This window comes from Aquitalea denitrificans, assembly GCF_009856625.1.
Classification (GTDB): domain Bacteria; phylum Pseudomonadota; class Gammaproteobacteria; order Burkholderiales; family Chromobacteriaceae; genus Aquitalea; species Aquitalea denitrificans.
This window is the reverse complement of the sequence record NZ_CP047241.1, coordinates 1,492,689-1,506,367: the sequence shown is the minus strand read 5'-3', so window position 1 is coordinate 1,506,367 and position 13,679 is coordinate 1,492,689. Positions and strand designations below refer to the sequence as shown.

At 59.5% G+C, this 13,679-nt stretch carries 9 protein-coding genes; 3 read left to right on the top strand and 6 right to left on the bottom strand.

Annotated elements, in window-relative coordinates; genetic code table 11:
* The first annotated feature begins 1 nt into the window (after nt 1).
* From GSR16_RS06855 to GSR16_RS06845, 3 genes are read left to right on the top strand one after another with little or no spacing between them, the layout of a single operon-like run.
* Entirely contained in the window at nt 2-1,441 is a 1,440-nt protein-coding gene (locus GSR16_RS06855; RefSeq protein ID WP_159875804.1) for a sigma-54-dependent transcriptional regulator, read from the top strand.
* Entirely contained in the window at nt 1,425-2,426 is a 1,002-nt protein-coding gene (locus tag GSR16_RS06850; protein ID WP_159875802.1) for an NADH-quinone oxidoreductase subunit B family protein, read from the top strand. The genes GSR16_RS06855 and GSR16_RS06850 overlap by 17 nt, the downstream gene beginning before the upstream one ends.
* Nucleotides 2,423-3,862 carry a nickel-dependent hydrogenase large subunit gene (locus GSR16_RS06845; protein ID WP_159875800.1) on the top strand — a complete coding sequence of 480 codons (1,440 nt, stop codon included), beginning with the start codon at nt 2,423-2,425 and terminating at the stop codon, nt 3,860-3,862. Before GSR16_RS06850 ends, GSR16_RS06845 begins: the two co-directional genes overlap by 4 nt.
* A gap of 6 nt (nt 3,863-3,868) precedes the next feature.
* On the opposite strand, the gene GSR16_RS06840 is transcribed toward GSR16_RS06845, so the two are convergent.
* The 6 genes from GSR16_RS06840 to GSR16_RS06815 form a co-directional block, all read right to left on the bottom strand.
* Nucleotides 3,869-4,360, bottom strand: coding sequence for a DinB family protein (locus GSR16_RS06840; RefSeq protein WP_159875798.1), 492 nt, complete (start codon nt 4,358-4,360; stop codon nt 3,869-3,871).
* Nucleotides 4,361-4,469: 109 nt separating this feature from the next.
* The gene (locus tag GSR16_RS06835) at nt 4,470-6,086 is read right to left on the bottom strand and encodes a methyl-accepting chemotaxis protein (RefSeq protein ID WP_159875796.1); all 1,617 of its coding nucleotides are present in this window, start codon (nt 6,084-6,086) and stop codon (nt 4,470-4,472) included.
* A 320-nt stretch (nt 6,087-6,406) separates the two neighbouring features.
* Complete coding sequence (gene pgaD / locus GSR16_RS06830; RefSeq protein WP_159875794.1) at nt 6,407-6,850, bottom strand: poly-beta-1,6-N-acetyl-D-glucosamine biosynthesis protein PgaD; 444 nt, start codon at nt 6,848-6,850, stop codon at nt 6,407-6,409.
* The gene (gene pgaC / locus GSR16_RS06825) at nt 6,840-8,093 is read right to left on the bottom strand and encodes a poly-beta-1,6-N-acetyl-D-glucosamine synthase (RefSeq protein WP_240902619.1); all 1,254 of its coding nucleotides are present in this window, start codon (nt 8,091-8,093) and stop codon (nt 6,840-6,842) included. The genes pgaD and pgaC overlap by 11 nt, the downstream gene beginning before the upstream one ends.
* A 12-nt stretch (nt 8,094-8,105) precedes the next feature.
* Nucleotides 8,106-10,067 (bottom strand): poly-beta-1,6-N-acetyl-D-glucosamine N-deacetylase PgaB, encoded by a 1,962-nt coding sequence (gene pgaB, locus GSR16_RS06820; RefSeq protein WP_159875790.1) that lies wholly within the window; start codon nt 10,065-10,067, stop codon nt 8,106-8,108.
* The gene (locus tag GSR16_RS06815; protein WP_159875788.1) at nt 10,064-13,057 is read right to left on the bottom strand and encodes a PgaA family protein; all 2,994 of its coding nucleotides are present in this window, start codon (nt 13,055-13,057) and stop codon (nt 10,064-10,066) included. The genes pgaB and GSR16_RS06815 overlap by 4 nt, the downstream gene beginning before the upstream one ends.
* Between the last annotated feature and the right edge of the window lie 622 nt (nt 13,058-13,679).

Below are 13,679 nucleotides of genomic sequence, written 5' to 3'. Positions count from 1 at the left end.
AATGCGCGCCAAACCCGCCATCTTGCTGGTGGATGATGAAATCCGTTCACTGGAAGCCCTGGAACGCACGCTGGAAGACGACTTCACCCTGTTCACTGCCAGCGGTGGAGCCGAAGCGCTGGCCATTCTGGATTCGGAATTCATCCAGGTGGTTGTCAGCGACCAGCGCATGCCGGACATGAGCGGCGTGGAGTTTCTCCAGCAGGTGCGTGAGCGCTGCCCGCAAGTCATCCGCATCATCCTGTCCGGCTACACTGACAACGCCGACATCATTGCCGCCGTCAACGATGCCGGCATCTACCAGTACTTGCTCAAGCCGTGGCGGCCGGAATCACTGCTGCTGACGGTACAGGGCGCAGCGGAACTGTTCCGCCTGCAGCAGGAAAACGAACTGCTGAACGTGGAGCTGAAATCGTCCGAACCCTGGCTCAAGGTGCGGGTGGACAGCAAGCGCGAGCAGATGCGCGAGCGCTCGGCCATGGACAATATCATCCGGGCTGCAGACAGCAGCATGAGCAAGATCTGCGCCCTGCTGTCGCGGGTGGCGCCGTTTGACATCTCCGTGCTGATTGAAGGCGAATCCGGCGTGGGCAAGGAATTGCTGGCGCGCGCGCTGCACTATGCCAGCCACCGCCGTGACCGCCCCTTCGTGGTGGAAAACTGCGCCGCCATGCCGGAACAACTACTGGAAAGCGAGTTGTTCGGCCACAAGCGCGGTGCCTTCACCGGGGCCTATCAGGACCGCATCGGCCTGTTCCAGCAAGCCGATGGCGGCACCATTTTCCTGGATGAAATCGGCGAAACCTCGCCCGCCTTCCAGGCCAAGCTGCTACGCGTGCTGCAAGAAGGCGAAATCCGCCCGGTGGGCAGCCCGCGTCCATTGAAAGTGAATGTGCGCGTGGTATCCGCCACCAACAAGCTGTTGCCCGAACTGGTGCGCGCCGGCCAGTTTCGCGAAGACCTGTACTACCGGCTGTCCGCCTTCACCGTCAGCGTGCCGCCGCTGCGCGAACGGCCACAGGATATCCCGCTGATTGCCCGCGCCCTGCTGGAAGACGCGCGCCATCACTATCAGCGCCCCACCGCCCGCTTTGGCGAGGACACCCTGCAGGCGCTGCAGGACTACCGCTGGCCCGGCAATGTGCGGCAGTTGCGCAATGAAATCAACCGCATGCTGGTATTGAGCGACGACGAGTTGCTGGGGGCCGACCTGCTGTCTGCCGAAGTACTGCAAGCCGCCGCCGAAGAACAAGTCGCCGAGCTGGCTTTTCTTTCCGGCCTGCCGGGCGATCTGAAAACCCGCATGGACGAGCTGGAAAAACAGATACTGCGCGAAACCCTCACCCGGCTGCGCTGGAACAAAACCCGCGCCGCCGCCGAACTGGGGCTGTCCCGCGTTGGCCTGCGCAACAAGCTGACCCGCTATGGCCTCGAAAAATAAACGCCTGCTGTGGCTGCAGTCCGGTGGCTGCGGCGGCTGTACCCTGTCGCTGCTGAATGCCGAAGCCCCCAGCCTGTTCACCACGCTGGCAGACATCGGCATCGAGCTGATCTGGCACCCCAGCTTTGCCGAGCAAAGCCTGGATGAGGCCATGCAGCTGCTGCAAAGACTGGCCAATGGCGATGAGCCACTGGACATGCTGTGTCTGGAAGGTGCGGTGATGACCGGTGCTGCCGGGCGCTTCCACCTGCTGCCGGACGGCCAGGCCATGAGCACGCTGATCGAACAACTGGCCCGCCGCACCAGCCAGGTTATCGCCGTGGGTACTTGCGCTGCCTATGGCGGTATCAGCGCGGCGGGCGACAACCTGACCGGCGCTACCGGACTGAACCACAGCGGCAATCATCCCGGCGGGCTGCTGGGCGGCGACTTCCACGCCGCCGGAGGCTTGCCGGTGGTGAACATCTCCGGCTGCCCCACCCATCCGGGCTGGGTGCTGGAAACCCTGGCCTTGCTGGCCAGTGACAGCCTCAAGGCCAGCGACCTCGACCCCTTGGGCCGGCCACGCTTTTACGCCGACAAGCTGGTACACCACGGCTGCGACAAGAACGAATTTTACGAATTCAAGGCCAGTGCCACCGCTCCCGGCCAGATGGGCTGCCTGATGGAGCATGTGGGCTGCAAGGGCACCCAGGCCCATGCCGACTGCAATAGCCGCGGCTGGAACGGCGAAGGCTCCTGCCTCACCGGTGGCTACCCCTGCATCAACTGCACTGCGCCGGATTTTGCCGATCCCGGCCATGGCTTTTTCAGCACGCCGCAGGTGGCCGGCTTCCCGGTGGGTCTGCCCACCGACATGCCCAAGGCCTGGTTTGTGGCGCTGGCCACGCTGTCCAAATCCGCCACGCCAGCCCGGGTACGGCAGAATGCCACCCGCGACCGCATCACCGTGCCACCTTCCCTGCCGAAAAAGAACAAAGCATGAGCCGCCGCATTCTTGGCCCCTTCAACCGTGTCGAGGGCGATCTGAACATCACACTGGATTTTGCCGACGGCAAGGTCAGTGCCGCCCGCGTCACCGCCCCGCTGTTTCGCGGTTTCGAACGGATATTGCTGGGCCGCGAGCCACTGGACGCGCTGGCCATCGTGCCGCGCATCTGCGGCATTTGCTCGGTATCGCAATCGGTGGCCGCGGCCAATGCGCTGTCGGCGCTGTATGGCATCAGCCCGCCGCCCAATGGCCTGCACGTGCGCAATCTGGTCCACGCGGTGGAAAACATTGCCGACCATCTCAGCCATTTCTATTTGTTCTTCATGCCGGATTTTGCCCGCGCCGACTACCAGTCCCAGCCCTGGCATGCGGGCATCTTCGCCCGCTTCCAGGCCCAGCGCGGCAGTGCCGTCGCCCCCATGCTGGAAGCACGCGCCATCCTGATGCGCTTCATGGGCAGCCTGGCCGGCCACTGGCCGCACACGCTGTGCCTGCAACCGGGAGGGGTCACCAAGGTGGTGAGCGCAGCCGAACGGGTGCGCTTGCAGCAATGGTTGCGCACCTTCCGCCGCTATCTGGAACAGCACACCTTCGGCCAGCCGCTGGAAGCCATCGCGGCACTGGACTCGGCAGAGGCACTGGCGCATTACCGCCAGCAAGCCCCCAAGGCGGACTTCGCCTGCTTCCTCGACATTGCCGACCAGCTGCACTTGCACACCCTGGGCCGTAGCTACGACCGCTTTATTGCCGCCGACGCCTATGCCGCGCCAGATGGCTGCTGGAGCCCGGCCGGGCTGTGGCAGAACGGCAGCAGCCAGCCGCTGGCGCTGGACGACATCAGCGAGGACAACCACAGCAGCTGGCTGGCTGGCGAGGGTTCGGCAGCTCCCTTACACAATGACACGGTGCCGCTGCCGGACAAGGCCGAAGGCTATAGCTGGAGCAAGGCCCCGCGCATTGCCGGTGCTGCCGCCGAAACCGGCGCACTGGCACGCGGCCTGCTGCGTGGTGAAAATCTGCTATGTGACATGGTGACCCGCGATGGCGGCAATGTACTGAGCCGGGTGGTGGCACGCCTCACCGAAGTGGCACGCATCGTGCCGCAGATGGAACAATGGCTGGCGGCATTGCAACTGGACGACGCGTTCCAGCTGGCTACCCCCACCCAGCCACAACACAGCCAGGCCATCGGCCTGACCGAGGCGGCACGCGGCATGCTGGGGCACTGGGTGGCACTGGATGCCGGGCGCATCAGCCGCTACCAGATCATCGCGCCGACGACATGGAATTTCTCGCCGCGCGACAGCCAGAGCCTGCCCGGCCCGCTGGAAAAGGCGCTGGAAGGCGTGGAGGCCAGCGACCCGCAAGCCCTGCAGGTACAGCACATCGTGCGCAGCTTCGACCCCTGCCAAGTGTGTACTACCCACTAGACGGGCTCAGCGCAGGCGGCGCTGTGGTTCGGCGGCATGAATATAAAGCGTATAGGTATCAGCCGGGCGCGGTGCGCCGGCCCTCTCCAGGGCATGGCCGATGGCACCGCGATGATAAGTGCCGTGATTGATGATGTGGAACAGGATTTCCAGCCGGCTCATGCTGCCAGCCTGCCCATCGGCAAAATCAAAGCGGATGATTTGTTCACGACTGGCAGGCGCAAGACCGGTTATATGGTCAGCAAACCAGATGTCCGACGCCATAAGGCGGTTTTCCAGTTCGTCCAGCGCTGGCAATTGCGCGGTATTGGTGGCGGCATGCGGTGCGGCCAAGCCCAGCAACCGCGCGCGAAACAGCTCTTCCACGATAAGCATGTGATTGAATTGCTGACAGACAAAGGCAAACGCCTGTGGCTGGGCGACCGCATCCAGCGTGCGAGCGGCCAGCAGCGTGCGCTGATCGGCCCATAACTTGTAATCAAAAGCCTGGTTAAGCATGGTGTCGCATCCGGTAATCGTAGGTGCTACATCATGCCATGGCTCAAGATGCAATTCGCAAAAAAGCCCGGCATACCGGGCTTGAGGTGCGGAAAGGGCGAGGCGAGGTTTACAGCCGGTAACGCCCTACTGCACTGGTCATCACCGCCACGGAGGCATCCAGCTGGTTGGCGGTTTCTGCCGTTTCGGCGGCGGCATCACTGGAACGCTCCGCCATCTGGGCAATCTGTTCGATCTGGGCGGCAATGCTGTTGCTGGCGCTGGCCTGTTCGCGGATGGCATCAGCAATTTCCACGGCCATCTGACGCGCATCTCCCGATGCCTTGCCGATACGGCTGATGGCTTGCAAGGCCTCATCTGCGCCATGCACACCGTCTTCCACCTTTACTTGGGTCTGGCTCATGGCTTCGGCACTCTGGCGCGAGATATTGGTGATGCCCTTGATCACCTCGTCAATTTCACGTGTCAGCACCGAGGTGCGCTCGGCCAGCTTACGCACTTCATCTGCCACCACGGCAAAGCCGCGGCCCTGCTCGCCGGCACGGGCAGCCTCAATGGCGGCATTGAGCGCCAGCAGATTGGTCTGTTCGGCGATGTCCTTGATGTCGCCAACCGAGGCCGCCACCTTGCTGTTTTGCTGCTCCAGCTCGTCGATGCATTGCGCCGCATGGCCCACGGTGTGGTGAATGGACTGGATGTCGGTCACGGTACGGCCAATCACGGTATGGCCGGAATCCGCCAGGCCACTGGCCTCGATGCTTTTTTCGCTGGTGCTGCCGGCACGGCTGCCAACGTGGTTGATGCTGACCGTCAGCTGTTCCATGGTGGCGGCAATGCTGGCCGAGGCTTCGTTCTGCTTGCTGGCGGCATCGGACACATGTCTGGCAGCCGTGGCCAGGCTGGTGGTGTAGCTGGTGACCTGGCGGCAGCTGTCGCTGATTTCGCGCAGGCTTTGGTTGACCCGGCCGATCAGTCGGTTGAAGGCAGTGGCCGTGCTGCCGATTTCATCATGCGGATGGTGCACTTTCACCTGGAGGGTGAAATCCAGCTTGTCCTCGATATCGTGCATGGTGCTTTTAAGTTCATTCAGCGGCCGGGTGACAGCGGCAAACGTGCGCAAACCGCTGATAATCAAGATGATAATGGCCACTACCAGCACCGATATGGCCAATATCAGCGAAGTGCGCACTTCCTGATGCGTCACTTCTATTTCCTTCTGCACGTAGTCCTTGTTGTACTTGATATGGTCATCAATACCCTTGGACAACACTTTGCCGGATGGCGTCAACGTAGCATTGCGGATTTTCTTGACCAGCTCCATATCACCTTGGTCAAAGGCTTGCATCACCGGCTGCAGCTTGGTGTAGTAATCATCCAGGTTTTTCTTTTCCGCTTCATAAAGCCGACGGTCGTCATCGTCATTGATCAGCTTTTCATAGGCGGCAATATTCTGTTTTGCCTTACGATAACCATTCTCAATACGGCTTCTGAATTGCTCTTTTTCACTGCTGGTATAGGCCGTGACATATTGCAGTCCTCCCAGACGCATTTCAGTTGCTGCCGAGTTGAACTCATCCAGCGTGATGATGCTTGGATAATCGTTTTCGGCAAAATTGCTGGCCGTGGCAGATAACTTGTTCTGGGTTACGATGCCGGCACCACCCACAACCAGCAGGGCAATAACCGAAATGAGAATTTGAAACAGGATTCTGCGTGCAACTGTCATAAATATTCCCCTGAAGGCTTTATTTTTTATTCTTGCAAATCATGGCTGTGATTGCAGGAGATGCGTGCAGTTATTCAGGCTGATTGAAACAAATTAAACAAATCAGGCTGAGCGAGCGCTGCAAGGCTATTATCGCCAATACCATTATTGGCCTCTGGGAATAAGCCTAGTGTATTTACCTGCCGACAGCAATCTTGATCATTCCGCGAAAATAATGGTCGGCATTGCCAATAGATAGCCAAGTTATTGTGTACAAAAGAGAATGCCCTGCCCGGACAAAACCGGGACAGGGCATTTCTTTACATCACATCCAGGCAGGATCAGGACAGGGCTTCAATCCGGGAAACACCGCCATCCGGCAAATGATGCACCACCATGACCTGCTTGTCCTTGCCGGCCTGCAGCACCTCCAGCGGAATACCAAGCTGGTCGGCCACATCCTGCGGCCGGGTGTCGCCACGGCTCTTGCGTCGGTCCACACCCTTATACTTGTAGTAACTGGACATGGCCCACACGATCAGCGTCAGGCCCAGAAAGACCCCAATCAGGGTATAAATCCCCAGGGTGGTCAGCTCGCCAACACGTCCTTCGGTATCAAACAGCACCCCGGTCTGCACCACGTTCCAGCACCATTGAAAGGCTGGCAGCCACAGATAGAACCACGCCAGCCAACCCAGCGTGGTAAGCAACCACGAAAAGAAGCGCTGCGGTGGTGTCAGCAAGTGCGGTGCTTCGATAATCAGCTTGTCTGCGCTACTTTCCATGTTGTACTCCCCGATCGGGACTGGTCCAGCGGGCCCGTGTCCCTTTCTTTCTGATGATGGCTTGAGGAAAGGCGTACACCGAGGTCACCACATTCAGCAACCAGTACGCCAGCGGATACCAGATCATCCAGTAGTAATTCTTGCCCAGGCCCTTGTCGTACTGACTGTCGATCGCCTTGCTCACGGCAAACTGTGTCAGGCAGGTATAGCCCAGCAACAGTCCGTACCAGCCCGGCAGGAAGGGACTGGAGATGGTTTGCAGCATGTTGGGCAACACCAGGGAGGCCAGCCAGTAGCAAATGACGAAGGCCATGCTGTAAGACCACACCACGCTGAGGAAGTACTCCATGTAGATGGGCCACATATAGCGGTGGCGCCAGCTGGTGAATACCCAGGCATTGCGCATCAGCGCCTGGGTGCCGCCCTTGGCCCAGCGCACCCGCTGCTTGAACAGGCCCTGGATGGTTTCCGGCATCAGGATCCAGACCAGCGCATGCGGCTCGAAACGCACTGCCCAGTGCTTGTGCTGCAGCTTCCAGCTGATATCGATATCTTCGGTCAGCATGTCCTCGCTCCACATGCCAGCTTCGATCACCGCCGATTTGCGGAAGGCCGTGATGACGCCCGATACCGTGAATAGCCGGCCATACGAACGCTGCGCACGCTTGATCAGACCGATGATGGCGGTGAACTCGCCCACCTGCAGCCTCCCCAGCAGCGTGGTACGGTTGCGGATGCGCGGGTTACCGGTGACGGCAGCCACCCGTGGCGAGTTGATGAAGTGGCGCAGCAACCATTTGGCCGAGTACGGGTCGAGTACCGCATCGCCATCAATGCACAGCAGGTACTCGTTGCGCGAAAAGGCCAGCGCAGTGTTCAGCCCCACCGCCTTGCCCTGGTTGGGGGACTGGTGGATCACGCGCAAGCGCGGGTTGCTTGCGGCCAGCTCGTTCAGGATGCTGCCGGTATCGTCGGTGCTGCCGTCGTTGACCGCAATCACTTCGAAATCCGGATAATCCAGCGCCAGCGCTGCGCCTATGGTTTCCCGGGCATTCTTTCCCTCGTTGTAGCAGGGGATGATGACCGAAACCGGCGGGTAATCCAGCACAGGCGGCTGGGATACCGGCGGGTCCTTGCGTTCGTAATGCCAGTAGTAAAACACTGCACCCTGCATCCACAACCAGGCCATGAACAGCGGGTAGTAGAAGGCGAAGGCCAGAATCACTGCAATCAGCGTGTTCATCATGGTCTCCTGTTATTCTGCCGGATTGGATTTCATGGAAAACACCCGCTTGATGACCGACAGCTTGGGCTGATCCTTAAACTGGTCATCAGGGTAGTAGGCAAAGTGACGCGCACCTTGCTCGTGCAGGGTATTCACCACATCGACCAATTCTTCGGCCGGCACCGGCTGGTTTGTTCTCCAGTTGGTGGCCTGCAGTTCGAACACGGTCTTGTCCAGCGCCCCCGGGATGTCCTTGACATCCTTCAGCAGCGCCTGCATCCATTTTTTGGGCTGATCGGCCTTTTCCATATAGGGCATGGCCATGACGGCAACGAAGTCGTAGTTTTGCAAACCGCTGGCGTAGGACTGGGCAAACCAGGTTTCCGATTCGTGGTTGAGCACCACCGGGGCATAGTAATTGCGGACCACCTTGAGTGCTGGTTCGTAAATTTTGACGATGTCGGCCAACTCCAGGCTGAAGTCATCCAGACGCTTGATCTTTTCGCTGGTCCAGCGCGCCAGGGTGGCCGGGTCCTTGCGGGCTTCAACCGGATTCAGCGGCAGGCCTTGCTGCTGATACCAGGCCTGGGCGTCGGCGCTGACGTCCTCATCGTCGGACAAGGTGGCGTCATCGTGGAACAGCAGACCATGGAAGTGCGCGCCACGCGCCAGGTCTTCGTAGATGCCGCGGATGGTGGCACGGGCCTCTGCCGAGTACGGTGACAGGCGGCGATAGCCTTTTACCTGGGCCGGGGAACCGTCACGCGAGGCCGCCAGCACCAGCTTGTCAGCAGCCGGGTTGCTGTCCGGCAGCTTGAATGCCAGCAACGGCATCCAGGCGTATACCTTGACGTCGCAACGGGTATCCAGCGACCAGGCTACGCGGTTGAACAGGTCTGCCCGCATCGGCATGTAACGGTTGGGGAAATACAGCGCCTCGGCTTCGCCAGTTCCCTTGGGATCGGCAAACGCCTGCAGATACACCGTGCTCACGCCCATTGCCTTCACCCGGTCCAGCAGGGCGTCGATGTTTTTGTCCTGCTGGACCGGATTGGGGTCGTAGATGTAGTCCAGGTCCACATGCATGATGCGGCTGGATTCCGGCCTTACCCCGTCCGGAAACTTTTCCAGCTGGTGAAACTGGAAGGCCAGTTCCGGAATCTTGGTGCGCGCATCCATCAGCACCCGGCGCATGGCTTCCAGCGGGGTTTTGCCGGTATTGATGCCATCGTCCAGGCTCATGGTGATGGGCATGCCCAAATCAGCTGCCAGCTTGGTTACCCGGAAGTTATAGGCACCATATGGCCACACCATCACCCGTGGCCGCTCGCCCAGTTTTTCCGCCAGATAGTCGCTGTTCTTTTTCATGTCGGCTGCGGCACGCACCAGGTAGGCATCATAGCTTTCGTACTTGCCCTGATCCCAGCCGGGGCTGGTGTACGCCGGCTCGGTGCCACCCTGCGGGTTGGCGGTAATGCCCTTGTGCATGGCAAAGGAATGGCTGGCGATCTCAATCAGGCCGCTGGCCTTCATTTCCTTGATTTCGTCCCAGCTCAGAAAACGGCTGCGTGGTACCCAGATATCACCATATTGGACTTCCTGGTCGTCACGCGGGTACAGCCAGGAACCCACCAGTGCCACGACAGCCGGTGCCTTGAACTGCTTGAGGATGGGGAACACCTTGCTATACATGCTTTGGTAGCCATCATCAAAGCTCAGCAGCACGGCCTTTTCCGGCAAGGGACGGCTGCCGTTGCGATCGGCCAGGATGTCGTCCACGCTGACAAAGTGGTAACCCTGCCCTTTCATCCAGGCCAATTGCTTGGACAGCAGCTGCACATCCACCGCATACGGGTCGGATAGTGACAGGGCGTCTTCAGCCACTTCGTGGTAGCACAGGATGATCAGTTTTGATGTTGCCGGGCCGGCAAAGGCGTGCAGCGACAGCAGCAGACTCAGCACGGCCAGTAGTGTGCGGATCAGGTTTTTCATTTCATTTTCCAGTCCAGGAAGAGATAGATACGGTTGCTGCCATCGGATACCCCGTCATACGGGTGCATGGACCGTGAGAAGCCGTAACGTATCTCCCCCCCCTTTTTGAAATCCCATACTTGTTCGATTGTGTAGGCCCAGGTGTTCTTGCTGCCGAAGGCCGTTTCGTAATAGCGCCCACCGCTGATGCCGATGCGTTGGTGGAAACTGTTGTCGTAGTAGCGCCATAGCGTGATGTCGTTCATCAAGGTGAGGCTGACATCCAGGTCGCGGTGCGGGCTGTAGTAGATGGCGTTGTCCAGCACGTCGTTATGGTTGGTGCTGGCTTCCAGAATGCCGTTGAGCTGATAGATCGGCCCCTTGATCAGGGCCTGGTTCACCGTCAGCGCAAAGCCCTGGCGACGGTTGGTGTCGGTGAAATCCATCTGCGAGGCTTCAAACTCCACCGTGGTAAGGTCATCGCGCTTGTATTCCACCTTGCCCAGCAACAGGTTGGCGTAGACACCGCTCTGGCGTGCTTCCAGTGGGGTGGCCATGCTGTTTTTCTCGTAGCGCAAGCCCAGCATCCAGTTGTCGTTTACCGTCCAGTCGAAACCGGCAAAGCCACCTTGCATGGCGTGGCCATCCAGTTGACTGAAGCCGCCAATTTCACCGGTGCCGTACTGGCTGCGGTATTGCAGGCCCAGGCCAGCGGTCTCGAAACGCACCTTGTCTGTCCCCACCCCGGTGGTGGAGGCAAAGTCGGCAGTCTGGAACTGATGCTGGGCAAACACGCGCAAATTGTTATAGGTGGCGCTATAGAGCCGGGTCAGGGAGTCGTAGGCATTGTGCATGCTGGCACCCTGGCTGGTACCCAGATCATGTCCGGCCTCCACCACCAGTTCCGGCCCCATCAGAGCACGGTACTGCTCTTGCTGTTCGCTCAGCTTGAGCCGGCTTTCCGCCGAATCCACCGGCATGCTTTCCAGCTCGTCCAGCATCGTACGGGCCTGCTTGAAGTCCTGCCGCGCCAGATCCGCCTCCACCTGTCCCACCATTACGTCCCAGTTTTTCTCTGGGCCGTCATCCACGGCCAGCCGCTTGAGCATGGCCTTGGTGGTGGTGGGAGATTCCAGCAGCAAGGCAATCTGCGACATGCCGATGCGGGTTTCCGAGGCAAACGGTGCCTGGTCCAGCAAGCTGTCCATCTGTGCCTGCGCCCCTTTCACATCGCCCAGGAAGGCAGTGATCATGGCCTGGTGATAGGCCAGCGACATGTAATCGGGGTTGAAACGGCGGTTGCCGGTGAGCGGGTCGGCCGTGGTACGCGGGGTGGCGTTCTTGGCATCGGCAATGGTCTTGCTGGCTGCCTTGTACTTGCCGGATTCCAGCTGGGCATAGGCCAGGCCGATCTGCCATTCCACCTTGGGGTCATCGCGCCTTGCCCGCGACAGTGCCGCCTGGAACTGGGTGGCTGCCTTTTCCGGTTGCTTGAGCACCAGATAGGAGGCTGCCACTGCACCATAGCCATTGGCGGTGTACGACAGCTGCGGGTTCTGCTCGAACAGCCTGACTGCATCCTCCGACCGGCCACGGCGCTGCAACAGCTGCAGGCGGATATCAATGGTACGGGCCTGCATGGCCGGCGTATGCCCTGGGGTATTCAACCAGCGGGCATTCTGCTCCAGCGCCTTGTCCAGCGTCTGCTGCATCTCGCGGATTTCATCCAGATCAGCCCGGACTTTGGCCCACTCGATTGCCTGCTGGCCTTGCTGCTGGTCCAGCGACCATGCCGGATCCTGTCCCGGCAGGGCCGGGCGCGACAGCAGACTGCGTTGCGAATCGATCATCTCCAGCGTGGCCAGCACGCTGCGGTATTGGGCATTGAGCACCGGATCGTCGGCATACTGTGGCTGCCACTTGGCCAGATAGACCAGTGCCTGGGCATAAGCGCCCTCGCGCCGCAGGCTGTCGGCATGCGCCCGCACCTGGGCCAGCTCCGGGCTGACTGCAGTAACTTCGCTGCTGTCAGACATGCTTTCGGCATCTTCTGCATCAATGGCGTAGTACTGGTCAATCCACTGCTTTACCTTGTCACGCTGCGCCTGGCTGCCTTGTGTCGCTGTCGCCTGCTGCAGCACCGCCAGCGTCTTGCGGGTAAGCAAAGAAGGATTCTTGTCCGCAATCTCCAGCGCACTGTCCAGATGCTGCTTCTGGCTGAGCAGAACCACGTAGTTATTGAAGAACGATGCCGCAGGGATCAGTCGCTTATAGGTTTCGGTAGTGAATTCTCCGGCGCCGTTCAGCTCGATGGTGGAAACCTTGAGTATCTTGTCACGATCCTGCTCACTGAGCCCGGCAGCAGCCTTGTCGTCCAGTTCCGGCAGGCCCAGCCGGGTCAGCACATCCAGCTTCAGCCGCTCAAGCACCGGGTCGCCGGCATAGCGCTGAAGATTGTCCTGGATGTAATCCAGCGCACGCGCCTGATCACCGTGCAGCATCAGCACATAGGCCCGTGCCCGCGTCAGCTCCAGCGCATCTTCCCGCGAAATGGGATTAGTCTGGTTGAGGATATCCAGCGCGCGGGTGATCTCCCCGCCCTCGGCCGTGCTCATGGCCTGCTGGATGCTGGCGCTGATGTCGCCACCACGCTCCCGCGCCAGGCCGAACAGGCGGCTGGCATTGCCAAACTCCTTGCGTCCACGCAAATTGGCCGCCAGCAGGCGCAGGGTATCGGCATGCAGCTCATCCTCCCGACCCCGGCTAAGCTGAATGGCCTTGGTGTATTGCTGATCCCAGCACAGCAAGGTGATGTAGTCATTGAGCAAGGATTCGGTCAGCGGCCCCCGAGCGGCCTCACGCTCCAGCATTTGCAGCGCGGGCCGGGTATTTCCCTGCCTTGCCTCGATGATGGCCGCATCATAGGCTTTGCTCTTCCAGAGCGGCGCAGCCTCCCCCGAGGCAGCCAGCGCGCCAAAGGCCATACTGATGGCCAGGACTAGTTTTCGCATAGCGGTTTCAGTCTGATTTCAATTTGAAAGACGGAATGAAATCCGGTGCTGGCCCTGCCATGGCTTACCCCGGAAGTCACAAAACGCTGTCAGACAGCGCTACAACAGGCTGTCTTGTTGCAGCAGCCTGCTCCTCACCTGGTACTTTCCCGACCGTGCACACGCAGCCAGCCCTGCCCAGGCAAGACATGCGCATAAGTCGTAAAACCCCAAACGATGATTCAGAAAATCCATGTCAGCACACACTGCATTGGCAGCGTGCCTGCACAGAAATGGTGCTATTCAAATCATGGAATAACCATGATTATTCATAGAGCTGGGACATCGACCGATCAAAGCTGACCAGTCGCTATTATTAAAATCATATTTACCGACAAGCGAAGCGAAAGCATGCGGCCCTGAGTTGGCCAGCAGGAAATTTCTGATATCTGATGTAGATTCTAGAGTGCGAGTATAGCAAATGCATGACAATTTGCCGATTTTTTCAATAATTTGTTACTACTATAAAAAGCAGTTGTTTTTACCTGATCATTTTAAAGTAAAAATTTAAAATATCTGGGCATAAAACTGAGTGTAATGGACACCAGCAGCACAACAAATAGTCTTTTCAGTTAGAGGTAGT

Excerpts from the sequence above, each read along its gene's own strand:
- GSR16_RS06855 (WP_159875804.1), top strand. The coding sequence starts at position 2 with ATGCGCGCCAAACCCGCCATCTTGCTGGTGGATGATGAAATCCGTTCA.
- GSR16_RS06850 (WP_159875802.1), top strand. The coding sequence starts at position 1,425 with ATGGCCTCGAAAAATAAACGCCTGCTGTGGCTGCAGTCCGGTGGCTGC.
- GSR16_RS06835 (WP_159875796.1), bottom strand. The coding sequence starts at position 6,086 with ATGACAGTTGCACGCAGAATCCTGTTTCAAATTCTCATTTCGGTTATT.
- pgaC (WP_240902619.1), bottom strand. The coding sequence starts at position 8,093 with ATGAACACGCTGATTGCAGTGATTCTGGCCTTCGCCTTCTACTACCCG.
- GSR16_RS06845 (WP_159875800.1), top strand. The coding sequence starts at position 2,423 with ATGAGCCGCCGCATTCTTGGCCCCTTCAACCGTGTCGAGGGCGATCTG.
- pgaD (WP_159875794.1), bottom strand. The coding sequence starts at position 6,850 with ATGGAAAGTAGCGCAGACAAGCTGATTATCGAAGCACCGCACTTGCTG.
- GSR16_RS06815 (WP_159875788.1), bottom strand. The coding sequence starts at position 13,057 with ATGCGAAAACTAGTCCTGGCCATCAGTATGGCCTTTGGCGCGCTGGCT.
- pgaB (WP_159875790.1), bottom strand. The coding sequence starts at position 10,067 with ATGAAAAACCTGATCCGCACACTACTGGCCGTGCTGAGTCTGCTGCTG.
- GSR16_RS06840 (WP_159875798.1), bottom strand. The coding sequence starts at position 4,360 with ATGCTTAACCAGGCTTTTGATTACAAGTTATGGGCCGATCAGCGCACG.